The organism is Microbacterium sp. F2E, from assembly GCF_020905435.1.
Taxonomy (GTDB): Bacteria; Actinomycetota; Actinomycetes; order Actinomycetales; family Microbacteriaceae; genus Microbacterium; species Microbacterium lacticum.
Map to the genome: position 1 here is coordinate 16,215 of NZ_JAJJIB010000018.1, position 22,689 is coordinate 38,903.

24 protein-coding genes and 1 pseudogene are annotated in these 22,689 nt (G+C 70.0%); 7 read left to right on the forward strand and 18 right to left on the reverse strand.

The window, feature by feature from the left end; translation table 11 throughout:
- The first annotated feature begins 18 nt into the window (after positions 1-18).
- Positions 19-600 (forward strand): SAM-dependent methyltransferase, encoded by a 582-nt coding sequence (locus LOK55_RS12070; RefSeq protein ID WP_141380669.1) that lies wholly within the window; start codon positions 19-21, stop codon positions 598-600.
- Here the strand turns inward: LOK55_RS12070 and LOK55_RS12075 are convergent.
- The 11 genes from LOK55_RS12075 to pdxS form a co-directional block, all read right to left on the reverse strand.
- The gene (locus tag LOK55_RS12075) at positions 587-2,872 is read right to left on the reverse strand and encodes a bifunctional (p)ppGpp synthetase/guanosine-3',5'-bis(diphosphate) 3'-pyrophosphohydrolase (protein WP_229935555.1); all 2,286 of its coding nucleotides are present in this window, start codon (positions 2,870-2,872) and stop codon (positions 587-589) included. The genes LOK55_RS12070 and LOK55_RS12075 overlap by 14 nt on opposite strands.
- Before the next feature lie 56 nt (positions 2,873-2,928).
- A complete protein-coding gene (gene secF, locus LOK55_RS12080) occupies positions 2,929-3,927 on the reverse strand; it encodes a protein translocase subunit SecF (protein WP_141380667.1) in 999 nt (332 codons plus the stop codon).
- The gene (secD, locus tag LOK55_RS12085; RefSeq protein WP_229935556.1) at positions 3,927-5,657 is read right to left on the reverse strand and encodes a protein translocase subunit SecD; all 1,731 of its coding nucleotides are present in this window, start codon (positions 5,655-5,657) and stop codon (positions 3,927-3,929) included. The genes secF and secD overlap by 1 nt, the downstream gene beginning before the upstream one ends.
- A gap of 46 nt (positions 5,658-5,703) precedes the next feature.
- The gene (gene yajC, locus LOK55_RS12090; protein WP_196324651.1) at positions 5,704-6,183 is read right to left on the reverse strand and encodes a preprotein translocase subunit YajC; all 480 of its coding nucleotides are present in this window, start codon (positions 6,181-6,183) and stop codon (positions 5,704-5,706) included.
- A 61-nt stretch (positions 6,184-6,244) separates the two neighbouring features.
- A complete protein-coding gene (gene ruvB / locus LOK55_RS12095; protein ID WP_229935557.1) occupies positions 6,245-7,345 on the reverse strand; it encodes a Holliday junction branch migration DNA helicase RuvB in 1,101 nt (366 codons plus the stop codon).
- Positions 7,338-7,961, reverse strand: a complete 624-nt coding sequence (gene ruvA / locus LOK55_RS12100; RefSeq protein ID WP_229935558.1) for a Holliday junction branch migration protein RuvA — start codon at positions 7,959-7,961, stop codon at positions 7,338-7,340. Before ruvA ends, ruvB begins: the two co-directional genes overlap by 8 nt.
- A gap of 102 nt (positions 7,962-8,063) precedes the next feature.
- Complete coding sequence (ruvC, locus tag LOK55_RS12105; RefSeq protein ID WP_229935559.1) at positions 8,064-8,630, reverse strand: crossover junction endodeoxyribonuclease RuvC; 567 nt, start codon at positions 8,628-8,630, stop codon at positions 8,064-8,066.
- 128 nt (positions 8,631-8,758) lie between these two features.
- Positions 8,759-9,517, reverse strand: coding sequence for a YebC/PmpR family DNA-binding transcriptional regulator (locus LOK55_RS12110; protein ID WP_141380661.1), 759 nt, complete (start codon positions 9,515-9,517; stop codon positions 8,759-8,761).
- Between the two features lie 53 nt (positions 9,518-9,570).
- A complete protein-coding gene (locus tag LOK55_RS12115) occupies positions 9,571-10,104 on the reverse strand; it encodes a DUF1697 domain-containing protein (RefSeq protein WP_229935560.1) in 534 nt (177 codons plus the stop codon).
- Between the two features lie 9 nt (positions 10,105-10,113).
- The gene (gene pdxT, locus LOK55_RS12120; protein ID WP_229935561.1) at positions 10,114-10,725 is read right to left on the reverse strand and encodes a pyridoxal 5'-phosphate synthase glutaminase subunit PdxT; all 612 of its coding nucleotides are present in this window, start codon (positions 10,723-10,725) and stop codon (positions 10,114-10,116) included.
- A 142-nt stretch (positions 10,726-10,867) separates the two neighbouring features.
- Positions 10,868-11,758, reverse strand: a complete 891-nt coding sequence (gene pdxS / locus LOK55_RS12125) for a pyridoxal 5'-phosphate synthase lyase subunit PdxS (RefSeq protein WP_196325015.1) — start codon at positions 11,756-11,758, stop codon at positions 10,868-10,870.
- A gap of 73 nt (positions 11,759-11,831) precedes the next feature.
- Here pdxS and LOK55_RS12130 point away from each other — a divergent pair, with 73 nt between their 5' ends.
- Both LOK55_RS12130 and pdxY read left to right on the forward strand, forming a co-directional pair.
- The gene (locus LOK55_RS12130; RefSeq protein ID WP_229935562.1) at positions 11,832-13,223 is read left to right on the forward strand and encodes an aminotransferase class I/II-fold pyridoxal phosphate-dependent enzyme; all 1,392 of its coding nucleotides are present in this window, start codon (positions 11,832-11,834) and stop codon (positions 13,221-13,223) included.
- On the forward strand, positions 13,220-14,071 hold the full coding sequence (pdxY, locus tag LOK55_RS12135; RefSeq protein WP_141380656.1) for a pyridoxal kinase PdxY: 852 nt from the start codon (positions 13,220-13,222) through the stop codon (positions 14,069-14,071). The genes LOK55_RS12130 and pdxY overlap by 4 nt, the downstream gene beginning before the upstream one ends.
- Positions 14,072-14,086: 15 nt before the next feature.
- Here the strand turns inward: pdxY and LOK55_RS12140 are convergent, their stop codons facing one another.
- From LOK55_RS12140 to LOK55_RS14305, 3 genes are read right to left on the reverse strand one after another with little or no spacing between them, the layout of a single operon-like run.
- A complete protein-coding gene (locus tag LOK55_RS12140; RefSeq protein ID WP_170214240.1) occupies positions 14,087-14,644 on the reverse strand; it encodes an HIT domain-containing protein in 558 nt (185 codons plus the stop codon).
- The gene (thrS, locus tag LOK55_RS12145; RefSeq protein ID WP_229935563.1) at positions 14,641-16,659 is read right to left on the reverse strand and encodes a threonine--tRNA ligase; all 2,019 of its coding nucleotides are present in this window, start codon (positions 16,657-16,659) and stop codon (positions 14,641-14,643) included. Before thrS ends, LOK55_RS12140 begins: the two co-directional genes overlap by 4 nt.
- A complete protein-coding gene (locus tag LOK55_RS14305; RefSeq protein WP_308066674.1) occupies positions 16,652-17,185 on the reverse strand; it encodes a hypothetical protein in 534 nt (177 codons plus the stop codon). The genes thrS and LOK55_RS14305 overlap by 8 nt, the downstream gene beginning before the upstream one ends.
- Here LOK55_RS14305 and LOK55_RS12150 point away from each other — a divergent pair.
- Positions 17,184-17,708, forward strand: coding sequence for an ArsB/NhaD family transporter (locus LOK55_RS12150; RefSeq protein ID WP_308066675.1), 525 nt, complete (start codon positions 17,184-17,186; stop codon positions 17,706-17,708). The two genes, LOK55_RS14305 and LOK55_RS12150, sit on opposite strands and share 2 nt — an antisense overlap.
- Before the next feature lie 24 nt (positions 17,709-17,732).
- On the opposite strand, the gene LOK55_RS14310 is transcribed toward LOK55_RS12150, so the two are convergent.
- The 3 genes from LOK55_RS14310 to LOK55_RS12160 form a co-directional block, all read right to left on the reverse strand.
- Positions 17,733-18,092 carry a DNA alkylation repair protein gene (locus LOK55_RS14310; protein ID WP_308066677.1) on the reverse strand — a complete coding sequence of 120 codons (360 nt, stop codon included), beginning with the start codon at positions 18,090-18,092 and terminating at the stop codon, positions 17,733-17,735.
- A gap of 4 nt (positions 18,093-18,096) precedes the next feature.
- Positions 18,097-18,309, reverse strand: a complete 213-nt coding sequence (locus tag LOK55_RS14315) for a DNA alkylation repair protein (protein WP_308066678.1) — start codon at positions 18,307-18,309, stop codon at positions 18,097-18,099.
- Positions 18,310-18,416: 107 nt separating this feature from the next.
- Complete coding sequence (locus LOK55_RS12160; protein WP_229935564.1) at positions 18,417-18,944, reverse strand: glycine cleavage system protein R; 528 nt, start codon at positions 18,942-18,944, stop codon at positions 18,417-18,419.
- Positions 18,945-19,117: 173 nt separating this feature from the next.
- Here LOK55_RS12160 and LOK55_RS12165 point away from each other — a divergent pair.
- From LOK55_RS12165 to LOK55_RS12175, 3 genes and pseudogenes are all read left to right on the forward strand, one after another.
- Positions 19,118-19,289: pseudogene (locus LOK55_RS12165) on the forward strand (transposase); the annotation flags it as partial.
- 228 nt (positions 19,290-19,517) lie between these two features.
- Positions 19,518-20,744, forward strand: coding sequence for an IS110 family transposase (locus LOK55_RS12170; RefSeq protein WP_005052857.1), 1,227 nt, complete (start codon positions 19,518-19,520; stop codon positions 20,742-20,744).
- Between the two features lie 363 nt (positions 20,745-21,107).
- Positions 21,108-22,085 carry a hypothetical protein gene (locus tag LOK55_RS12175; protein WP_229935565.1) on the forward strand — a complete coding sequence of 326 codons (978 nt, stop codon included), beginning with the start codon at positions 21,108-21,110 and terminating at the stop codon, positions 22,083-22,085.
- A 354-nt stretch (positions 22,086-22,439) separates the two neighbouring features.
- Here the strand turns inward: LOK55_RS12175 and LOK55_RS12180 are convergent, their stop codons facing one another.
- Positions 22,440-22,637, reverse strand: a complete 198-nt coding sequence (locus LOK55_RS12180; RefSeq protein WP_229935566.1) for a hypothetical protein — start codon at positions 22,635-22,637, stop codon at positions 22,440-22,442.
- Positions 22,638-22,689 lie beyond the last annotated feature (52 nt).

Sequence of the window (22,689 nt, forward strand, 5' to 3'; positions counted from 1 at the left end):
GGTGGCACACTGCCAGACATGTCCTGGCCGTTCCTGTATTTCGCCGATGACCCCCTGTCGCGTGCGGAGCTGACCGGCGCGCGCCTCGACGGCGACCTCGTCGAAGTCGGCGAGGCGTACATGCCCGCCGACGCCGTGGAGACCCGCGAGCTGCGTGCCGCGTCCCTGCGCCGGCTCATCCCGCCGTTCCTCACCGTCGTGCGCGCGAGCGCGGCGTGGGTGCACGGCGCGGTGATGGATGCCCCGACCCGGCACGCCGTGCAGCGCCGGTCCGCCGTGCGACCGCACCAGCTGCTCGACGCGCGGCTGGTGTACCACGACCATCCGCTCCCGCCCGGGGTCGACGAACGGGTCGGCGGCATCTGGGTGACCACGCCCGCCCAGACCCTCGCCGACCTCGCCCGCGCTCAGCACAGCGGCGAGGTCTCGGGCGCCCACGTCGACGCGCTGCTGCGCTGGCGCCCCGAGCTCGCCGCCGAGGCGGTGGCGGTGCTCGAACGCGCGGGCGCCGTGCACTTCAAGCGCGCCGCGCTGGCGATGCTGCGCGAGCGTGCGGACGCGGTGACTCCCGCGGCCTCCGAGACGGTCAGGACGACGTGACGCGGTAGACGTCGTAGACCGCGTCGATGCGGCGCACCGCGTTCAGCACCCGGTCGAGGTGCACGATGTCGCCCATCTCGAAGACGTAGCGACTGAGCGCCAGGCGGTCGTCGTTGGTCTGCACCGAGGCGGAGAGGATGTTGACGTGGTGCTCGCTCAGCACCCGCGTGATGTCGCTCAGCAGACCCGACCGATCGAGGGCCTCGACCTGGATGTGGACGAGGAAGACGCTCTTGGTGGTCGGCGCCCAGCTGACGTCGATCATCCGCTCGGAGTCGTCCATCAGCGAGCGCACGTTCGTGCAGTCGGCGCGGTGCACCGACACCCCGCTGCCGCGGGTGACGAAACCGACGATCTCATCGCCCGGCACCGGCGTGCAGCACTTGGCGAGCTTCACGAGGATGTCGGGCGCCCCGCGCACGAGCACGCCCGAGTCGCCGCCGCGCGGCGCCTTCGACCGCCCGACGTGCGGGATCTCGATGGGCCCCGTAGCGGTGTCCTCCTGCGAGCTGACGAGCGCGGTGACCTTCTCGATCACGGACTGCGTCGAGACGTGCCCCTCGCCGACCGCGGCGTACAGCGCGGTGACGTCTTCGTAGCGCAACTGGTGGGCGACGTCGGTGAACGAGTCCTGGTTCATCAGGCGCTGCAGGGGCAGGTTCTGCCGCCGCATCGCCCGCGCGATGGCATCCTTGCCCTGCTCGACCGCCTCTTCGCGGCGCTCCTTCGTGAACCAGCCGCGGATCTTGTTGCGCGCGCGCGTCGACTTGACGAACGTCAGCCAATCCTGGCTCGGGCCGGCGTCGGGGTTCTTCGAGGTGAACACCTCGACGACGTCACCGGAGTTCAGCGGCGTCTCGAGCGGCACGAGCCGGCCGTTGACCTTCGCCCCCATCGTGCGGTGCCCGACCTCGGTGTGCACGGCGTACGCGAAGTCGACCGGGGTGCCGCCGGCGGGAAGCCCGATGACGCGCCCCTTCGGCGTGAAGACGTAGACCTCTTTCGCGCCGATCTCGAAGCGCAGCGAGTCGAGAAACTCGCCCGGGTCGGCTGTCTCGGCCTGCCAGTCGGAGATGTGTGCGAGCCACGCCATGTCGGCATCGACCGACTTGGTGTGGGGCGTCTTCCCCGCCATCCGCTCCTTATACTTCCAGTGCGCCGCCACGCCGTACTCGGCCTGTTGGTGCATCTCGTTGGTGCGGATCTGGATCTCGACCGTGCGGCCGCCGGGGCCGATTACCGTCGTGTGCAACGACTGATAGAGGTTGAACTTCGGCGTCGCGATGTAGTCCTTGAACCGGCCGGGGATCGGCGTCCAGCGCGCGTGGATCGAACCGAGCACGGCGTAGCAGTCGCGGACGGTCGCCACCAGCACCCGGATGCCGATGAGGTCGTAGATGTCGTCGAACTCGCGCCCACGCACGACCATCTTCTGGTACACGGAGTACAGCTGCTTCGGCCGCCCCACGACCTTTCCACGGATGCGGAGATCGCGCAGGTCCGACTCGACCGCGTCGATGACGGTGTGCACGTACTCTTCGCGCTGCGGCGTGCGCTGCTTGACGAGGCTGTCGATCTCGGCGAAGAGCTTCGGGTGCAGGACCGCGAAGGAGAGGTCTTCGAGCTCGCTCTTGACGGCCTGGATGCCGAGGCGGTTGGCCAGCGGAGCGTAGATCTCCAGGGTCTCGGTCGCCTTCTTGGCGGCCTTCTCGGGCGGCACGAAGCCCCAGGTGCGCGCGTTGTGCAGCCGGTCGGCGAGCTTGATGAGGAGCACGCGGATGTCCTTGGACATCGCGACGATCATCTTGCGCACGGTCTCGGCCTGCGCGGCGTCGCCGTACTTGACCTTGTCGAGCTTGGTCACCCCGTCGACGAGCATCGCGACCTCGTCGCCGAAGTCGGCGGTCAGCTGCTCGAGGCTGTAGTCGGTGTCCTCCACCGTGTCGTGCAGGAGCGCGGCGGCGATCGCGCGCGGACCGAGCCCGAGGTCGGCGAGGATCTGGGCGACCGCGAGCGGGTGGGTGATGTACGGCTCGCCGCTCTGGCGCTTCTGACTCGCGTGCGCGCGGGAAGCAGTCTGATATGCGCGCTCGATGATCGCGACGTCGCCCTTGGGGTGGTGTGTGCGGACGATCCGCACGAGCTGCTCGACGCCGTTGCGCGAGGGCGTGCGCGAGAAGATCCGCGGCACGAGACGGCGAAGCGACGAGCCCTGCGGCGCGGGGGCGCTTCCCGGGGCGGCCGAAGCGGGCACGGGCACCGTCTCGGTCATCCGCTCACCTCCCCTTGCGATCCGACAATCCTATGCCCGGGCGAACGTCGGTCCGCTCACACCTCGACGGCGGCGCGCTCGCGCGCGGCGAGCACCCGTGCGTCGCGTTCCTTGATCGCCGGCTCGTTCTCGCGCAGCAGCGAGTAGAGCGGTGCCGCGACGAACAGCGTCGAGTACGCGGCGACGATCGTGCCGACGAAGATCGACAGCGAGATGTCGGTGAGGGTCTGCGCACCGAGCCACAGGGCGCCGATGAACAGGATCGCTCCGGTCGGGATCGCGGCGACCACCGTCGTGTTGATCGAGCGGATGAGAGTCTGGTTCACCGCGAGGTTCACCGACTCGCCGAAGGTGCGCCCCGACGATTCGCCGGCGCGGGTGTTCTCCCGGATCTTGTCGAACACAACGGTCGTGTCGTACAGCGAGTACGACAGGATCGTGAGGAAGCCGATCACCGCCGCCGGCGAGATCTCGAAGCCGAACAGCGCGTACACCCCGATCGTGATGACGAGCACGTCGATCAGGCCGATGATGGCGGCGACCGACATCTTCCAGGTGCGGAAGTACAGCGCGAGGATCACGAAGGTGAGCGCGAGGAAGATAGCGAGGCCCCAGAGCGACTGGCGCGTGACATCCTGCCCCCAGCTGGGGCCGATGAACGACGAACTGACCTCGTCGGCGGGCACCTGAAACGCCTCGGCGAGAGCCGCGCTGACCGCCCGCGTCTCGGCGTCGGTCATCTGGTCGGTCTGCACGCGGAGCGACTGCTCGCCCTCGGTCGTGCCGATCGTCGTGACCTTCGTGTTCGCGCCGGGAACGACCTCGCGCACCGCGTCGGTGGCGACGGTCTGATCGGGGCTCGACAGGCCGCTGACGGTGAACTGCGATCCGCCGGTGAACTCGATCGAGAACTGCACGGGGCGGATGAGCGGCACGAGGGCCGCACCGATCACGAGAACCGCGGCGATGATGAACCAGAGCTTCCGTCGCCCGACGAACGGGAAGGAGGTCTTGCCGGTGTAGAGGTCGTTGCCGAGCTCGTTCATGGAGCGCATCAGTCGTCCCCCTCCGTCGCCTTGCGACTACTGGCGGCGAGCTCCGCGTGCTTGCGTTCCGCGATGGTCTGGCGCCGCTCGGCCTCGCCGCGCGAGCGCCCCGCACGCCGTGCCGCGCCGCCGGTTCCGACGCCCGCCGCGACCGGCTGACGGAACTGCGCGCGACCGCGGTACACCGCGCCGAGCGCCTCCGGGTCGAGCCCCGAGAGCGGGTGACCGCCGCCGAAGAAGCGCGTGCGCGCGAGCAGCTGCATCACCGGGTGGGTGAACAGGATGAAGATGAGAATGTCGATCACCGTCGTGAGGCCGAGCGTGAACGCGAAGCCCTTCACCGTGGCATCCGCGAGGATGTAGAGCACCACGGCGGCGAGGATGTTGATCGACTTCGAGATGTAGATCGTGCGCTTGGCCCGACCCCAGCCGTCCTCGACCGCTGCCGTGATCGACTTGCCGTCGCGCAGCTCGTCTCGGATGCGTTCGAAGTAGACGATGAACGAGTCGGCCGTGAAGCCGATCGTGACGATGAGGCCCGCGACGCCGGCCAGCGACAGGCGGAAGCCCATGCGCCAGGCCAGGATGCACAGCGTGATGTAGGTCAGCACGCCCATCACCACGAGCGACGCGATGATCACGAAGCCGAGCGCGCGATAGACGATCAGCGAGTAGAGGGCGACGAGCGCCAGACCGATGAGGCCGGCGATGAGACCGATCTGCAGCTGCTGCGAGCCGAGGGTCGCCGAGATCGAGTTCGAGCTCTGCACCTCGAAGCTGAGCGGCAGCGCGCCGTACTTCAGCTGATCGGCGAGCACCTTCGCGCTGTCCTGGTCGAACGACCCGCTGATCTGCGGCTTGCCGTCGAGGATCACGCCGTTCATCGACGGGGCGGAGATCACGCTGCCGTCGAGCACGAACGCGAACTGGTTCTGCGGCGTGATGCCGGCCTGCGTGTAGGCGTACAGGCGCTGGCTGACCTCGCCGAAGGTCTTCGCGCCGTCCGCGTCGAACACCACGTTGACGACCCACTGGCCGTTCTGCGTGTTCATGCCCGCCGTGGCGTCGGTGATCGACGATCCGTCGAGCTCCACCGGCCCGAGGATGTATTTCTCGGTTCCTGCGGGGTTGCAGGCGATGAGCGGCTGGTCCTTGGGCTCGTTGCCCGGGTCGTTCGCCTCGTCGGCGCAGTCGTACGCGAGGAAGCGGGCCTGCAGGGCCGGCGTCACCCAGTTGAGGTCGCTGCCGTTGGTCGGCGACGCCGTCGGGGTCGACGCGAGTCCCGGGTCGGGGGTGGGGTACGGCGTCTGGTTGCCGTCCTCGCCCACGTACGACGTGCTCGCGGCGGTCGTGTAGAGCACGGCGCGCAGCTGCATCTGCGCCGAGGCGGTGATGCGGTCGCGGGTCTCGTCGTCGGCCTGGCCGGGGATCTGCACGACGATCTGGTTGCCCGCCTGCGTCGTGATGTCGGTCTCGCCGACACCCGAGGCATCCACGCGCTGCCGGATGATCGACGCGGCCTGATCCATCTGCTCCGACGTCGGGTTCGAGCCGTCGGGCGTCTTCGCCTCGAGGATGATCTGCGTGCCGCCCTGCAGGTCGAGGGCGAGGGACGGCAGCCACGAGCTCTTGCCGACGACGTACACTCCGATCGCGTTGATGCCGAACAGCACGACCACGATCGCGAGCAGCGCAGTCAGTGCGCGCCACGCGTGACGCACAGGGGTGGGAGTGGCCACGAAAGGCTCAGCTTTCTTCGGGGGGACGCCGCCGCGGCGGCGCGCGTCAGGACTGGGGCTTGTCGCGAGGGTCGACGTCGGAGGCGGTGAGGTCGCTCGCCGCCGCGTCGGTGGATGCCGAGGCATCCGCGCCCTTCGCGCGCTCGCGCTCCTGGTCGTCGCTCAGCGACGACAGACCGCCGTCGGCGACATCGGCCGCGTACTCGGCCTGGTCGGACTCCGCCTGCAGGTACTCGTCCTCGCTGACGGTCTCCTCGGTCTCGTCGACCACGCGGAGGATGGCCTGGCTGTGCACCTCGACCTCCATACCGGGGGCCAGCTCGACACGCGCCGACTTGGAGAGGTCCTCACCGTCGTACTCGACGAGCGTGCCGTACAGGCCGCCCTGGAGGAGCACCTTGACGCCGGGCACCATCGCCCGCGACTTCGCCTCCTGCTCGGCCTTCATCCGGGCCGCGCGACGGCGCGAGCTCCAGAACATGAAGACGAGCAGCGCCGCCATCGCGACGAGCAGGATCCAATCCATGGGAACGACCTTTCGAGTGCGCGCCGATCGGCGCGAAGAGGGCGGCAGAAGCCTTCAGCGATTATAGGTCATCGAAGATCGCGGCCTCGCCCGGCTGTGGCACGCGCAGGTGCGCGTAGGCCTCGGGCGTCGCGATGCGCCCGCGCGGGGTGCGGCCGAGGAATCCGATGCGCACGAGGTAGGGCTCGACCACCGACTCGATCGTCTCCGCCTCCTCGCCGACCGTGACGGCGAGGGTCGACAGGCCGACCGGGCCGCCGCGGAACCGGCGCACCACGGCGTCGAGCACGGCGCGGTCGAGCCGGTCGAGGCCGATCGCGTCGACGTCGTAGAGGTCGAGGGCCGCGTGCACGTCGCTCTCGGTCGCCGCCCTACCCCCTGCCGCTCCGCGCGTCGAGGTCGATGAGGTCGTCGACTGATCGCCGTGCACGATGACGTAGTCGCGCACGCGCCGGAGCAGGCGGTTCGCGATGCGGGGTGTGCCCCGCGAGCGTCGGGCGATCTCGTCACGCGCGGCGGGCGGCACCTCGACGCCCAGCACGTTCGCCGAGCGGGCGATCACCCGTTCGAGCTCGTCCGGCTCGTAATACTCGAGGTGCGCGGTGAAGCCGAAGCGGTCGCGGAGCGGGTTGGGCAGCAGCCCCGACCGCGTCGTCGCGCCCACCAGGGTGAACGGCGCCAGATCGAGCGGGATGCTCGTCGCGCCCGCGCCCTTTCCGACCATGATGTCGATGCGGAAGTCCTCCATCGCGAGGTACAGCATCTCCTCGGCGGAGCGCGCCATGCGGTGGATCTCGTCGATGAACAGCACCTCGCCGGGCACGAGGCTCGACAGGAGCGCCGCGAGGTCGCCGGCGTGCTGGATCGCGGGCCCCGACGAGAGCCGCAGCGGGCGGCCGCTCTCATAGGCGACGATCATCGCGAGGGTCGTCTTGCCGAGGCCGGGAGGTCCCGACAGCAGGATGTGGTCGGGCGGGCGCTGCTGGATGCGGGCGGCGTCGAGCAGCAGCTGCAGCTGCCCGCGCACCTTCTGCTGACCGACGAACTCGGCGAGCGAGCCCGGGCGGAGCGCCCCCTCGACGGCGAGCTCCGACTCGTCCTCGGGAGCGGCGGGGTCGTGCGGGGCGTCGCGGTCGGCGTTCCCGGGGAATGCGTCAGACACCCGTGCGCTCCGTCCTGCTCGGGCCCAGCTGAGCGAGGGCGAGCTTCAGCAGAGCGGGCACGGCGGCGCGCTCGGCCGCCGAGGCTCCGCCGACGATCTCGTGCACCGTCTCGGTGCTGACCCGCTCGCTCCAGCCGAGCGCGACGAGCGCGGCGACGACCTGCGCCGCGATCGCGGTGGGCGCGGCGCCGCCCGCATCGCCCCCGCCGCGCGGTGCGGCGTGCAGCTTTCCCGCCAACTGGACGACGATGAGCTTGGCCGTCTTCGGCCCGATGCCCGACACGCGCCGGAACGGCGCGTCGTCCTCTGCCGCGACCGCATCGGCGATCTGGTCGACCGACAGCGCCGACAGCACCCCGAGGGCCGATTTGGGTCCGACGCCAGACACGCTGAGCAGCAGCGCGAACGTCTCGAGCTCGCCGCGCTCAGCGAAGCCGAACAGGGAGAGCGCGTCGTCGCGGACGACGAGGTTCGTGTGCAGAAACGCCTCGTCGCCGACCCGCAGCGTGCGGGCCAGCGGGGCGGGCACGGCGACGGCGAACCCGACGCCACCCACCTCGACGATGGCCAACTCGGCATCCACATGCAGCACCGAGCCGCGCAGCGAGGAGATCATCCCGTCAGCCTACGACCCGGTTCGGACGTTTGTTCGAGCGACACGCGTCGGGGCGTCTCGAGGTGCAGGACTGACCGCATCGGAGCGCGTCCACCGCCACGATCATCGCCGGGCGGCCGCGCGCTCGGCGTCGGCCCACGCGCGCTGCGCGGGGGTGAGCGCGCCCGAGGCGACCGGCGTCGCAGAGCCGCGACGCCACGCGTGGCAGAGCGCGATGGCGAGGGCGTCGGCGGCGTCGGCCGGCTGCGGCAGCGCGTCGAGGCGCAGCACACGCGCGACCATCGTCTGCACCTGCAGCTTGTCCGCCGAGCCGTAGCCGGTGATCGCGGCCTTCACTTCGGAGGGCGTGTGGGTCGCCGCCGGCAGGCCGTGCTCGGCGGCGAGCAGCAGTGCGACCCCGCTCGCCTGGGCGGTGCCCATCACCGTGGCGCGGTTCTGCTGCGCGAACACGCGCTCCACGGCCACGACGTCGGGGCGGTGCGCGGCAAGCACCGATCGAAGGCCCGCCGCGATCACGGCCAGGCGTTCGCCGATCGGCAGCTCGGTGCCCGATCGCACGGCACCGACGTGCACGAGCGTCGCCGAGCGGTCGCGCGCGACGTCGACGACGCCGACGCCGCAACGGGTGAGGCCCGGGTCGATGCCGAGCACGCGAAGAGCGGATGCCACTCCCCCACGCTACGTGCGGGCGCGCCGCCTCGGCGGCGTGACGCGCCGCGGCGCAGCACGCCAGACGCGAGACGCGCCGCACCGGCGAGGTGCGGCGCGTCTGCGCATCAGGGTTGCGGCGTCAGCTCCTACTCGTCGTCCTCGAGCTCCGCCTGCACGTCGACGGAGAGGTCGAAGTTGCTGAAGACGTTCTGCACGTCGTCGCTGTCCTCCAGCGCGTCGATCAGGCGGAACACCTTGCGCGCGGTGTCGGCGTCGATCTCGACCTTGAGGTTCGGCACGAACTCGACATCGGCCGACTCGTACTCGATGCCCGCGTCCTGCAGCGCGGAGCGCACCGGCACGAGGTCGGTCGCCTCGGTGATGACCTCGAACCCGTCGGCGTGCGACTCGACCTCTTCGGCGCCGGCCTCGAGCACGGCGAGCATGACATCGTCCTCGGTGGTTCCCTCACCCGAGACGACGATGACGCCCTTGCGCGTGAAGTTGTAGGCGACCGAACCGGGATCGGCGAGCGTCCCGCCGTTGCGGCTGAGGGCGGTGCGCACCTCCGCGGCGGCGCGGTTCTTGTTGTCGGTCAGACACTCGATCATCAGGGCGACACCGTTCGGGCCGTATCCCTCGTACATGATCGAGGTGTACTCGACCGACTCGCCGCCGATGCCCGCGCCGCGCTTGATCGCGCGGTCGATGTTGTCTTTGGGGACCGAGGTCTTCTTCGCCTTCAGTACGGCGTCGTACAGGGTCGGGTTGCCGGCCAGGTCGGCGCCGCCGAGCTTCGCGGCGACTTCGATGTTCTTGATGAGCTTCGCCCACGACTTGGCACGGCGCGAGTCGATGACCGCCTTCTTGTGCTTGGTCGTGGCCCATTTGGAGTGTCCGGACATGACGCCCAGTTTACGGGCCCGCGGCCCTCGGCATCATCCGCCCGTCGTCGGCGTCACCCGACGATCTTGGCCAGCGTGCGAAGGTTCCGCGTGGTCGTCGTCTGCCGGTAGGCCGCTTTCGCGACGATCTTCCCGAACGGGCTGTCCACCGTGTGACCCTTCACCGGGCTCCAGTAGACGACGCCGAACCCGGCGCCGGTCGGATCCTCGGCGGGATCGACCGTCGCCGCGGCATCCATCAGCGCGTCCCGCACGCCGGCATCGGCGCAGAAGATGACATACGGCTGGCGGTCGGCGTCCGCGGCGTCGAACGGGAAACCCTCGAGCGCGGCAGCGAGCTCGTCGAGGGTGACGAGCACGATCCACGCGTCGTAGTCGAACCGGCGGCGCAGCGCGGCCTCGATCGACGCCTTCAGTGCGGAGCGATCGGCCGCCTCGGCCTGCGCCCTGAACCGGACATTCCCGCTCGCGAGTACGGTCACGACGTCCGCGTGCCCCTCGTCGCGGAACACCGCGGCGAGGTCGGCGTTCCGGATCGTCACGCCGTTGACGTTGACACCGCGCAGGAGCGCCACCCAGCTGGTCATGACTGCAGGCTAGCGGCCGCCGCCGACCTCACGCCCGCGGATGCGCGCGAGGAGCATCTCGTGGAACCGGGTGTCGCCCGACACCTCGGGGTGGAAGGCTGTGGCGAGGAGGTTCCCCTGCGCCACGGCCACGATGCCTCCGCCGGCCGACTCGGGCAGCGACGCCAGCACCTGGACGTCGGGACCCGTCTCGACGACGACCGGCGCGCGGATGAAGGTCGCGTGCACCGGCGCGTCGAAGCCGTGCGCGACGAGATCGGTCTCGAACGACTCGACCTGACCGCCGAACGCGTTCCGGCGGACGGTGACGTCGAGACCGCCGAAGCTCTCCTGCCCGACGATGGGGTTCGCGATGCGATCGGCGAGCAGGATGAGGCCCGCGCAGGTGCCGTAGACCGGCATCCCCTCCGCGATCGCCGCCCGGATCGGCTCCCGCATTCCGAATGCCCGTGCGAGCTTGTCGATGACGCTCGATTCGCCGCCGGGAAGGACCAGGCCCTGGGCGGCGTCGAGGTCGCCCGGTCGGCGCACCGGCACCGGCTCGACGCCGAGGGCCGCCAGCACGCGGGAGTGCTCGCGCACGTCGCCCTGCAGGGCGAGCACCCCGACGCGCACGGTCATCGCGGCCCGCCCCCGGTCATCATCCGTCGGACCGGCGGTGCGGGTGTCACCTGCCGCGCACCGCGCGTACACACCAACCCCACCTCTCCGACGCCTGATGACGCCACGCGCCGGAGCCGCCGGCAGAGCCGCCGCCGGGCGGTCACCATCCGCGCTCGGCGAGCCGGTGCGGGGCCGGCAGATCGGCGACGTTGATGCCCACCATCGCCTCGCCGAGACCGCGCGAGACCTCGGCGATGACCTTCGGGTCGTCGAAGAAGGTCGTCGCCTTGACGATCGCCGCCGCCCGGGCCGCCGGGTCGCCGCTCTTGAAGATGCCCGAGCCGACGAACACGCCGTCGGCGCCCAGCTGCATCATGAGGGCGGCGTCGGCCGGCGTCGCGACCCCGCCGGCGACGAACATGACGACCGGCAGCGCGCCGGCCGCCGCGACCTCCGCGACGAGCTCGTACGGCGCCTGCAGGTTCTTCGCGGCGACGTACAGCTCGTCCTTCGGGAGCGCCTGGAGCGCCGCGATCTCACCGCGGATCGTGCGGATGTGCTTCATCGCCTCGGAGACGTCGCCCGTGCCGGCCTCGCCCTTGGACCGGATCATCGCGGCGCCTTCGGTGATGCGCCGGAGCGCCTCGCCGAGGTTCGTCGCCCCGCAGACGAAGGGCACCGTGAAGTCCCACTTGTCGATGTGATTGACGTAGTCGGCGGGCGAGAGCACCTCCGACTCGTCGATGTAGTCGACGCCGAGCTCCTGCAGCACCTGCGCCTCGACGAAGTGTCCGATGCGCGCCTTCGCCATCACCGGGATAGACACGGCGGAGATGATCCCGTCGATCATGTCGGGGTCGCTCATCCGCGACACGCCGCCCTGCGCCCGGATGTCGGCGGGCACGCGCTCGAGCGCCATCACGGCGACCGCCCCGGCGTCCTCGGCGATCTTCGCCTGGTCGGGGGTGACGACGTCCATGATGACGCCGCCTTTCAGCATCTCGGCGAGGCCGCGCTTGACGCGCGAGGTGCCGGTGGTGGATGCAGACATGGATGCCTCTCTCAAAAGTCCGGATTATGACCTAGGCCAAAACGTAGCATGACCCGTGACATAGGCTGGGCGCATGATCCTCGACGTGCCCGCGCCCCCGATCGTGGGCCGCACCGCCGGCGAGATCGCGGAGAGCGTGCGCGAGCTCGCCGAGCGGGGGCAGCTCACCGCGGGCGACCCGCTCCCCTCTGTGCGCGCGCTCGCCGATGCGCTCGGCATCAACCGCAACACCGTCGTCGCCGCGTACCGCCAGCTCGCGCAGGCGGGCATCGTCGAGTCTCGCGGCCGCGCGGGCACCCGCCTCGCCGCGGTGCGCCGGATGCCGCAGGAGGGTTTCGCCGCGGGCAGCGTGCTCCGCGACGTCGGCACCGGCAACCCCGACCCGGCGCGGATCCCCGACCCCTCGCGAGCGCTCAGCCGCGCCGCCGGGCGGCCCGTGCTCTACGGCGAGCCGGTCATCGACCCGGACCTCGCCGCGTGGGCGACCGACTGGATGCGCGACGCCGTCGGCGGTGAGCGCGAGTTCGCGCTCACGATCACCGGGGGCGCGTCCGACGCGATCGACCGTCTGCTCTCGCAGGCGCTCACGCGCGAGGACGCCGTGGCCCTCGAAGACCCGTGCTTCCTGTCGAGCCTCAACACGGTGCGCCTCGGCGGCTACCGGCCCGTCGCCGTCCCCGTCGACGACGAGGGCATGACGGTCGAGGGCCTGCAGGCCGCACTCGACGCCGGGGTGCGCGCCGTCGTCTGCACCCCGCGCGCGCAGAACCCCACCGGAGCGAGCCTCACCGCAGAGCGCGCCGAGGCGCTGCGCGCGGTGCTCGCGAGGCATCCGTACGTCCTCGTCATCGAGGACGACCACTTCTCGCTGCTCTCCCCCGAGCCGTACCACTCCGTGATCGGTCCCACGCATCAGCGCTGGGCGCTCGTGCGCTCGGTGTCGAAGTTCCTGGGGCCCGACATGTGCCTCGCGGTCGCCGCGTCCGATCCCGACACCGCCGAGCGGCTGGCGCTCCGCCTCAGCCCGGGCACCACCTGGGTGAGCCACCTGCTGCAGCGCCTCGCCGTCGCGATGCTGACCGACGGCGACGTGACCGCGCAGATCCAGGCGGCCGGCGCGCACTACGCGGAACGCAACGCCGCGTTCGCCCGACGCCTGGACGCCGCCGGACTGCCGACCCGCGCGGGCGACGGACTGAGCCTCTGGCTCGACGTCGGCGCGCCCGCGCGCCTCGTCGCCGAGCAGCTCATGCGCCGCGGCTGGCTCGCGCGCGTCGGCGACGAATTCATGCTCGCGGGCGCCGCGGCCTCCCGGCACCTCCGCCTCACCGTGCACGACCTCGACGACGCCGACGCCGAACGCCTCGTCACCGACCTCGTCGCCGCCCGGACGGTCGCGGCCGCCGGGGCCGCGCCGTCCGCATCCGATCCCCGATCCCCCGAAAGCAGGGCGAACCCGTCATGAAGATTCTCTCCATCCAGTCGGCCGTGGCGTACGGCCACGTCGGAAACTCCGCGGCCGTCTTCCCGCTCCAGCGCATCGGCGTCGAGGTGCTGCCGGTGTACACCGTCACCTTCTCGAACCACACCGGATACGGGGCGTGGCGCGGGCCGCTGATCTCACCCGACGACGTGCGCGACGTGATCATCGGCATCGAGGAGCGCGGCGTGTTCGGCGAGATCGACGTCGTGCTCTCGGGCTATCAGGGCAGCGACGGCATCGGCGACGTGATCCTCGACGCGGTCGCGCGGGTGAAGTCGGCGAACCCGGATGCCGTGTACGCGTGCGATCCCGTGATGGGCAACGCGAAGAGCGGATGCTTCGTCGCCCCGGCGATCCCGGTGCTGCTGCGTGAGCGGGTCGTGCCGAACGCCGACATCGTCACGCCGAACCAGTTCGAGCTGGGCTTTCTCACCGAGACCGAGCCGACCGACCTCGACTCGACGCTCGCCTCCGTGGACGCCGCCCGCGCGATGGGCCCCTCGACGGTGCTCGTGACGAGCGTGGAGCGCCCCGACCGCCCGGAGGGCACGATCGAGATGCTCGCCGCCGACGCCGAGGGCGCGTGGATCGTGCAGACGCCGCACATCCCGATGAAGGCGAATGGGTCGGGAGACGTCACGGCCGCGCTGTTCACGGCGCACTACCGGGCGACCGGCGACGCGGCATCCGCACTCTCGAAGACCGTCTCGAGCGTGTTCGACCTGCTGCAGCTGACGTACGAGTCGGGTCAGCGCGAGCTGCAGCTCGTCGAGGCGCAGGAGTTCTACGCGCACCCGCGCGAGCAGTTCGCCGTCACGCGCGTGCGCTGAGCCGGCGCGGCGCGATCAGGCGGGCCAGGCGGATGCCACGGCCTCGCGCACCTCGCCGAGCAGCTGCGGCAGGGCCTTCGTGCGCGCGATGATCGGGAAGAAGTTCGCGTCGCTTGCCCACCGCGGCACGATGTGCTGGTGCAGGTGCTCGTCGACCCCGGCGCCCGCGACGGCACCCTGATTCATGCCGATGTTGAAGCCGTCGCAGTTGCTGACCTGGCGGAGCACCCGCATCGCGGTCTGGGTGATCGCGCCGATCTCGGCGACCTCTTCCTCGGTCGCCTGATCGTACGTCGCGACGTGGCGGTAGGGGCAGACGAGCAGGTGCCCGGAGTTGTACGGGAAGAGGTTCAGCAGCGCGTAGGACGTGACCCCGCGGTAGACGATCAGGCCGTCGGCATCCGACTTCTGCGGCGCCGCGCAGAAAGGGCATCCGTCGCCGCGGTTCACGTCGGCGCCGGCGTTGATGTACACCATGCGGTGCGGAGTCCACAGCCGCTGGAAGCCGTCGGGGACGCCGGCGAACTCGCTCGCCTGCTCGAGGCGCGCGTCGCCGGCATCCTCGACCGTCACGCCAGGTCTTCCGCGGTGTTGACGAGCGCGTGCGACACGATCGCGGCGACGATCTTCTCGATCGCCTCGTCGACGGGGATGCCGTTGGTCTGCGACCCGTCGCGGAAGCGGAACGACACCGTGCCCGCCGACCGGTCCTGCTCGCCCGCGATGAGCTGCAGCGGCACCTTCTGCGTGGTGTGCGTGCGGATCTTCTTCGGCATGCGGTCGGCGGAGTGGTCGACCTCGGCACGGACGCCCCGCTCGCGCAGCCGCGTCACGATCTCGTCGAGGTAGGGCGCGAAGTCATCCGCGACGGGGATGCCGACGACCTGCACCGGCGCCAGCCACACGGGGAAGGCGCCGGCGTAGTGCTCGAGCAGGATCGCGAAGAACCGCTCGACCGAGCCGAAGAGGGCACGGTGGATCATCACCGGGCGGTGCTTCTCGCCGTCGGGTCCGGTGTACTCGAGTTCGAAGCGCTCCGGCTGGTTGAAGTCGAGCTGAATGGTCGACATCTGCCAGGTGCGGCCGATCGCGTCACGCGCCTGCACGGAGATCTTCGGTCCGTAGAAGGCCGCGCCGCCCGGGTCCGGCACCAGCTCGAGGCCCGAGGCCTCGGCGACCTCGCGCAGCGTCTCGGTCGCCTCGGTCCACAGCGCGTCGGCGCCGATGAACTTCGGGTTGCCGTCTTCCTTGGTCGACAGCTCGAGGTAGAAGTCGTTGAGGCCGTAGTCGCGCAGGGTCTGCAGCACGAAGTCGAGGCTGTGGATGAGCTCGCCCTTGACCTGGTCGGCCGTCACGTAGATGTGGGTGTCGTCCTGGGTCATCCCCCGCACGCGGGTGAGGCCCGACAGCGTTCCGCTCTTCTCGTAGCGGTACACCGAACCGAACTCCGACAGGCGCAGCGGCAGCTCACGGTAGGAGCGTCCGCGCGAGCGGAAGATCAGGTTGTGGAAAGGGCAGTTCATGGGCTTCAGGTAGTACTCCTGGCCCTCGCGGCTGACGTGTCCGTCGGCATCCACGACCTCATCGAGCACCATCGGCGGGTACATGCCGTCGGCGTACCACTGCAGGTGGCCGCTCGTCATGAACAGGTCGCCCTTGGTGATGTGCGGCGTGTTGACGACGTCGTAACCGCTCGCGAGCAGGCGCTCGCGCATGTAGCGCTCGATCTCGTATCGGATGATGCCGCCCTTGGGGTGGAACACCGACAGGCCCGAACCGATCTCGTCGGGGAACGAGAACAGGTCGAGCTCCTTGCCGAGCTTGCGGTGGTCTCGCTTGGCAGCCTCTTCGAGGCGCGCCTGGTAGGCGCGCAGCTCGTCCTTCGTGGGCCATGCGGTGCCGTAGATGCGCTGCAGCTGCGGGTTCTTCTCGCTGCCGCGCCAGTACGCGCCCGCGATGCGGGTGAGGTCCCAGCCGTTTCCGACGAGGCGCGTCGAGGGCACGTGCGGTCCGCGGCAGAGGTCGCGCCAGGCCGTCTCGCCGTCCTTGGTGACGTTGTCGTAGATCGTGAGCTCGCCGGCGCCGATCTCCGCCGACGCTCCCTCGGCCACGTTCGCTCCCGATCCGGGCCCGCCGGCCAGGTCGATGAGCTCGAGCTTGAACGGCTCGTCGGCCATCTCGGCGCGCGCCTCGTCCTCGGTGACGACCCGGCGGACGAACCGCTGGCCCTCGCGGACGATGCGCTCCATCTCCTTCTTGATCGCCTTGAGGTCTTCGGGCGTGAAGGGATCGGCGACACCGAAGTCGTAGTAGAAGCCGTCGGTGATCGGCGGTCCGATGCCGAGGTTCGCCTGCGGGCGGATGCGCTGCACGGCCTGCGCGAGCACGTGCGCGGTCGAATGACGCAGGATCGACAGGCCGTCGGCACTGTCGACGGTGACGGGCTCGACCTCGTCGGAGGCGTGCACCGTCGTGGCGAGGTCTTTCAGCTCGCCGTTGACGCGCAGAGCGATGACGGAACGGTCGGGGAAGAGGGCGAAACCGTCGGCCGGGTAGGACACGTCGGCCGCGGGTGAGACGTCAGTCAAGGGGGCTTCTCCAGAAAAGTGGCTGCAGACCAGCGGATGGAACTCGGATGCTCAGCTTCGGGCGCTCGGCGCCCTGCCCGCTCAGGCGCCGGTCGTTCGCCGGTCGAGCGCGCCCGCGCCGGGCGTCCGCACGGCGGGTGTCCGGCGAGATTCCATACCCCGAGTCTATCGCCGCGGCACGGGCGCCGCGGAGGGTGCGGCGGAGGTCGTGGTGAAGGTTGCGATCGAAGGTGCGGGCGAGGGGTCCATGATGGATGCCGTGAAACTCGCCCTCGTCGGAGTCGCGCTGCTCCTCGCGGGCGGCGCTGCAGTCGCGTTCGGCGTGCTGCCCGTGGTCGACGCCCTCGCGATCGCCGACCGGGTGTGGCCGATCCTGCTCTTCGTCGTCGCCGTGACCGTCGTCGCCGAGCTCGCCGCGCGCGCCGGCGTGTTCGACCTCGTCGCGGCGCACCTGGCGCGTCGCGCCCGCGCCGCGGGTGAGCGACCCGGTCCTCCTCCGATGGGCGGCGGGGGTCCTCCTCGTCATGCTGCCGCTTCTCGTCAGCGGCATCCCGCCGTGGATGCCAGCGCTCGGCGCCGCCGTCGTGCTCACCGTCGTGTTCGCGGGGCGCTCGCCCGGAACGCTGCGCGTCGCACTGCTGTCCTGGCCGCTCGTCGTCTTCGCGTCGGGCCTCTTCCTCGCCGTCGGCGTGCTCGAGGCATGGGGGCTCCCGGCCGTGCTGAGTGCCGCGACGGGATCGGGCGAGACCCTCCCCGAGCTGTGGCGGCTCGCGGGCATCGGCGCGCTCGCCGCGAACGACGTGAACAACCTGCCCGCCTATCTGGCGCTGGAGCCCGTGGCCGACTCCCCCGTGCGTCTCGCTGCCCTGCTCATCGGGGTCGGCGCCGGGCCGCTCGTGACGCCGTGGGCGTCGCTCGCGACGCTGCTCTGGCACGAACGGCTGCGCGCGGTCGGCGTCGAGGTGCCTTGGGGCCGCTACGTCCTCGCGGGCCTCGTCGCGGCGCCCCTGATCGTCGCCGGCGCGGTCGTGCCCCTCGCCGTCCGGTGAGAGCTCGTCCACGGCCTGCAGCGCTCAGAGGTGCTTGGCCGCCTCGCGGACGCTCAACGGGCTGAGCTCGTGCGCGGCGACGAACGCGCGCACCCATTCCGGATCGGTGCGCGCCGCGTCGCGCAGGGCCCAGCCGATCGCCTTGCGGAGGAAGAACTCACGGTCATCCGCGTTCTGCTCGATCACGTCGGCGAGCAGGTCCCGGTCGAGGTCGGCGCGCCGCCCGAGCTGAGCGATGATCGCCAGCCGGCGGAGCCAGAGGTCGTCGTCGGTGCTCCAGTCGCGCACGAGCGCGCCGGTGCGCACGGGGTCGGCGTCCAGCAGGTCTGAGAGACGATGCGCCAGCTCGTCGGTGACGTCCCACGACCGCCCGGTGCGCACCATGTGCTCAATGAGCGGCACTGTCTGGGGGGTCGCCGCGCAACGCGTCGAGGCCGAGGAGCGCCTGCGCGGCATACCGCTCCTCGCGGTGCGACGCCTCGTCCCACAGCACGCGGGCCGCACCTTTGAGGACGTCGGGTGCCGCCTCGCGCCCCGCGGCGCGGGCGATCTGTCGGGTCGTCGGCACCGCGACACCGAGGAATGGCATCTCCGACTTCATATACGCCTGCTGCCCGGGGGCGCGCGCCGGATCGGCAGCCTCCCTCAGGCGTTCGCGAATCCGCGCGACGAGCGCGTCGACACTCACCCGATCGGCCTCGGCGCTCGTCACGAGACGGTGAGGTCGACCTGGATCTCGCCCGCGAGGGCTTCGAGGGCCGTCGTGATGGCTTCGGCATCCTCACCGCGCGGCACGCTCACCGATACGGATGCCTCGAACAGCGTGCCTCCGGCCATGGGCGCGTCGAGCGTGCGGCTGCGGAACCCGTCGATCGAGAGCGCGTGCTCGGCGATCGCCGCCGTGACGTCGCGCACGATCCCCGGCCGGTCGTTGCCGAGTACCGTGAACGAGAGCGTGGTGGGCGCGTCGGGCGCGGTCGAGGTCGGCGCGCCCGCCGTCGCGGCTCCGCTGTGGGCGGTGACGCGCAGCAGCCCGTCGAGTCCGTGGAGCGCGGTGCTCAACTCATCGACGCGCTCATCGGGCACGGTGACCAGCACGATGCCGGCGAACGCGCCGGCGAGCTCGGCGAGCTCGCTCTGCTCCCAGTTGCCGCCGGCGTCCGACACCGCCGCCGCGAGCGCCTGGACCAGTCCGACGCGATCGTCTCCGACGACAGTGAGCACGAGTTGGGCCATGTGCCGAGCCTAACGCCGCACCTCGCCCGGAAGGAGACCCGGGTTCGGGAGGAGGCCTGCACTCGGGAGGAGAACTGCACTCGGGAGGATGCCCGGGCGCGCCGCGTGCTCGCGAACGCAGATCTCCGCTGGAGCGCTATGGCCCCAACGAAGAAACCCCCGGAGATCCGGGGGAAGTGCTCGGCCTGCGGGTCGCGACATCCGAGACCGGAGCGGCATGGAACAGCTTCTTCGCCGACCTCGTCGCTCGCCGACCCGCTCGGGGTTGCCCTGGTCACCTCCGGCGCGCACGCCGGTCTCGTGGAGGCGATCGCTGCGAACCTGCCTGGCGCGGGATGGCAGAGATCACTCGTCAAGATGGGTAGTGGCGGGATCGTCCCGCTGGTTCATCCTCACCGTCGGGAGAGGACCTTGGCAGCGTGACCTTCGAGGTCCAGCGGCAGACCTGTCCCTCCCGGCGGTGGCGGATTCCGACTGGCTAGTGGGAGTCGTGCCCCGACAGCGGGAGCACCTGAGTGAGCGTCCAGAGGGGTCCGTCACGAGGCGGGCCTCGTCTTCGAAGGAGAAGCGCTCATGCCAGACCTCAACTTGCCAGCGTGGCCGGTATTCGCCGGCATCGACTGGGGCGGTGAGAACCACCAGCTCTGCGTTGTCGCGCCCGACGGGAAGCGGCTACTTGAGACACGTGTCAGTCACGACGTCGCCGGGCTCCACCAACTCGACCTGCATCTGAACGGCTTCGGGCGGCAGGTCCCGATCGCGATCGAACGCTCCGAAGGTCTCCTCGTCGAGCACCTTCAAGCGACCGGGCATGCGGTGTTCCCCGTGTCTCCGCGGATCTCCGCGAGGGCGCGGGAGCGTTACAAGGTCGCTGCGGTCAAGGACGACCGGTTCGACGCGTTCGTACTCGCCGACACGCTCCGCTTCGACCATGCGCACTGGCGCCCGCTGTCGGTCCCGTCACCGCTGCTCGCCGAGATCAAGGCACTCACACGCGACCGGGACCGGCTCCTCGAGACGCAGCAGGCGACGGAGAGTCAGTTGCGGATGATCCTCGAGGCCTACCACCCCGCACCCGTTCGGTTGTTCTCGTCCGTCGACCGGCAGATCACGCTGTCGTTCGTAACGGACTATCCGACACCGGCGAACGCGTCCCGGGTGAAGACCACCAGGATGGCAGGGTTCCTTTCCCGACACCACTACACCGGCAGAGTCCCCGCGCAGACCCTCGCGGACCGGATGAGACAGAACCTGCTCTCCGGCTCGCCAGGAACGGTCGCGGGCAAGAGCTTCTCCGCTCTCGCATTCACCCAGGTGCTGCAGCTTCTGAACACGCAGCTCGCCGAGTACGACGACGCAATCGCCGCAGCCACCGCGGAGCACCCGGACGCCCTGATCTTCGCCAGCTTTCCCGGCATCGGCCCCGTGCTCACTGCGGTGCTGCTCGCCGAGATCGGTGAAGACCGCGCAAGGTTCCCGCAACCTGAAGTGCTCCTCGCCGAAGCCGGCCTCGCCCCGGTCACCCGCTCGTCGGGCAGGTCCCGGTCGGTCAGGTTCCGCTACGCCGCGAACAGCCGCCTCCGAGAAGCAACCATGTGGTGGGCGTTCAACTCCATCAAGATGTCACCCTGGGCGGCCGCCGCGTTCCGCGACGCCCGGGACCAGAAAGGTCAGCGCTACCACCGCGCTCTCCGCGGACTCGCCGCACGCTGGACCCGCATCCTCTGGCGCTGCTGGACCAACCACGAAACCTACGACCCCGCCCGCCACGGCTCAGCCGCACTGATCACCGCCGCCTGACCGCGCGCTTTCGACACCCCCGCCCGACACTCGAGGCCGAGCGGCGCCTTCAGCGCGCCCACGCAAACACACCAAGATCTGCACCCAGTTGACAGTGGGAGTCTCGGTCGAGCACATCGGTAGCGGCCTGGAGCGGCGTTGCGGGCATGCCGAGAACGTTAGCGCGTCGGTGCGTGTCGATAGGTTCGGGTACATAAGCGATAGCTGGCCGGACGTGCCGACGAAACAGTCTTGGACGCCGCAGGCCTGCCCTCGCGGCCCTTCTGGCAGTGCGCTCAGTGCGGCGCGGTGCGCCTTCTATAGCGTCCATCTGAGGCTCGGCTGTGCGTCTGGCACGATGTGACCATGAGCACGACTGGGCCTGTGACGGAGCCGACTGCCCCCGGCTGGTGGCGACGCCTCGGCATCAAGATCGGTGACGGCCTCGGAGAATGGCTGGCGGAGCACCGAGCGGTGACTCTTCTCCTGACTGTGCTGGGCGGGGTATCCGCGGCCCTGTCGCCCTTCTTGTGGCTCAACATCCCCGAAGGCGGAACGGTCGTCTTCCTGTTCCCAAACGAAGCATGGTGGATCACGTTCCGGGTCATCTCGATAGCTGCGGGAGTGCTCGCTGTTCTCGCGGTCGTGGGCGACAAGGCGGCTGATGCATGGGAGGCCCGCACCTCTTCACGAACCATCGCAGAGGGTGAGCGAGCGGCTGAGAAGTCGATCTTGGATCTGAACGTGGTCCTCAATGAAGCCATCCGGACACTGTTCCTGAGCGGGAAGGCGCAAGCTCAGGCTGTCGAAGCGCTACGGCGCACCGTCGTTCAGATGGCGGCGCAGGCCGTGGGGCCAGGGACGCGAGCCACCTCGTACAACCTCCACCGCGAGAAGGACGACCGGCGTGTGCTGAAGGACGCCGTGCATGGAACCTGGGATCGACGCGACAAACCAAACAAACCCTTCTTCGAGCGTCTGCACCCCGACCTCATCATCTGGACGATGATGGATCGAGAAGACGACGAGCCTGAGGTGCACGACTACCCGGAGGAGATCCCGGGATTCGACTGGTCCACGAAGATCGAGCGATACAAGACGTTCTTCTCCGTGCCTGTCAAGGCAGGCTCCGTCCAGCTCGGGATGCTGAGCGTCAACAACCGCGATGTTGGCGCAATCGGTGGCGCACAGCGCGCGGTCATCATCGCGATGGCCAAGGCCCTCGCGCTGGCGACAGCGGCAGCAAACGGTGCGAAAATAATGAACGAAGCGACCGACAAGCAAACTGCGCGTGATGCGCTACAGCCAATGTCGGAGACTACCGCTAGCGTTACGGCAACAGAGGATGGGAGCACAACATGAGCATCAACAGCTACTCGCAAGCTGCCGCCCGTCGTGTGGATGAGCAAGTCGCTCGCAACAACGCGCGACTCAACGCCCGCTACTCGGACGCCTCGCCCGTCGCCCGTCAGGCACTTCAGTCTCGGGAGCGTTACCTACGCGCCCGGGCTCTGGGACGCTAAACCCGGGCTCCACGCAATCGCCGCCCGCAACAATCTCGTTGCGGGCGGCGATTCGCATGCCTACGGACCCGGGCGGGAACTAGGCTCCGGGTCAGTGCCAACTGAGCGCAGCGAACCCGGAGCCTAGTTCCCGCCCGGGTCGTCATAACTTTTTTCCAGGTCAGACGGCTTTTCTGTAGTCCTGGCCGCCGGGCTAGGAAACGGCCAGCACGCCCCGGGCGAGGTCGCTGAGACCTGGCACGAGCTGAACGCCCTCCGCGCCGCCCTGGCTCGTCGTACGCCGCCATGCGGCACGTGCCGTGTCAGCGACGTTGAGCTGTCGGCCCTTCGCGCCGTCAGACACGACCCGCCACCCCTTGCCCACAAGGTAGATGATGGGCGGCGCACTCATACCTCCTCGTGGCGGTTGGGAAGCTTCGCCCCCGGTTAGCCGTGGCGCTCCG

Coding starts and splice junctions, on each gene's coding strand:
- pdxT (WP_229935561.1), bottom strand. CDS start 10,725: ATGACCGTGCGCGTCGGGGTGCTCGCCCTGCAGGGCGACGTGCGCGAG.
- LOK55_RS12110 (WP_141380661.1), bottom strand. CDS start 9,517: ATGTCCGGACACTCCAAATGGGCCACGACCAAGCACAAGAAGGCGGTC.
- LOK55_RS12170 (WP_005052857.1), top strand. CDS start 19,518: ATGCCAGACCTCAACTTGCCAGCGTGGCCGGTATTCGCCGGCATCGAC.
- LOK55_RS12070 (WP_141380669.1), top strand. CDS start 19: ATGTCCTGGCCGTTCCTGTATTTCGCCGATGACCCCCTGTCGCGTGCG.
- pdxY (WP_141380656.1), top strand. CDS start 13,220: ATGAAGATTCTCTCCATCCAGTCGGCCGTGGCGTACGGCCACGTCGGA.
- LOK55_RS12180 (WP_229935566.1), bottom strand. CDS start 22,637: ATGAGTGCGCCGCCCATCATCTACCTTGTGGGCAAGGGGTGGCGGGTC.
- LOK55_RS12130 (WP_229935562.1), top strand. CDS start 11,832: ATGATCCTCGACGTGCCCGCGCCCCCGATCGTGGGCCGCACCGCCGGC.
- secF (WP_141380667.1), bottom strand. CDS start 3,927: ATGCGCTCCATGAACGAGCTCGGCAACGACCTCTACACCGGCAAGACC.
- LOK55_RS14315 (WP_308066678.1), bottom strand. CDS start 18,309: ATGAAGTCGGAGATGCCATTCCTCGGTGTCGCGGTGCCGACGACCCGA.
- LOK55_RS12075 (WP_229935555.1), bottom strand. CDS start 2,872: ATGACCGAGACGGTGCCCGTGCCCGCTTCGGCCGCCCCGGGAAGCGCC.
- ruvA (WP_229935558.1), bottom strand. CDS start 7,961: ATGATCTCCTCGCTGCGCGGCTCGGTGCTGCATGTGGATGCCGAGTTG.
- LOK55_RS12150 (WP_308066675.1), top strand. CDS start 17,184: ATGCTGCCGCTTCTCGTCAGCGGCATCCCGCCGTGGATGCCAGCGCTC.
- LOK55_RS14305 (WP_308066674.1), bottom strand. CDS start 17,185: ATGACGAGGAGGACCCCCGCCGCCCATCGGAGGAGGACCGGGTCGCTC.
- LOK55_RS12160 (WP_229935564.1), bottom strand. CDS start 18,944: ATGGCCCAACTCGTGCTCACTGTCGTCGGAGACGATCGCGTCGGACTG.
- LOK55_RS14310 (WP_308066677.1), bottom strand. CDS start 18,092: ATGGTGCGCACCGGGCGGTCGTGGGACGTCACCGACGAGCTGGCGCAT.
- yajC (WP_196324651.1), bottom strand. CDS start 6,183: ATGGATTGGATCCTGCTCGTCGCGATGGCGGCGCTGCTCGTCTTCATG.
- LOK55_RS12115 (WP_229935560.1), bottom strand. CDS start 10,104: ATGACCAGCTGGGTGGCGCTCCTGCGCGGTGTCAACGTCAACGGCGTG.
- pdxS (WP_196325015.1), bottom strand. CDS start 11,758: ATGTCTGCATCCACCACCGGCACCTCGCGCGTCAAGCGCGGCCTCGCC.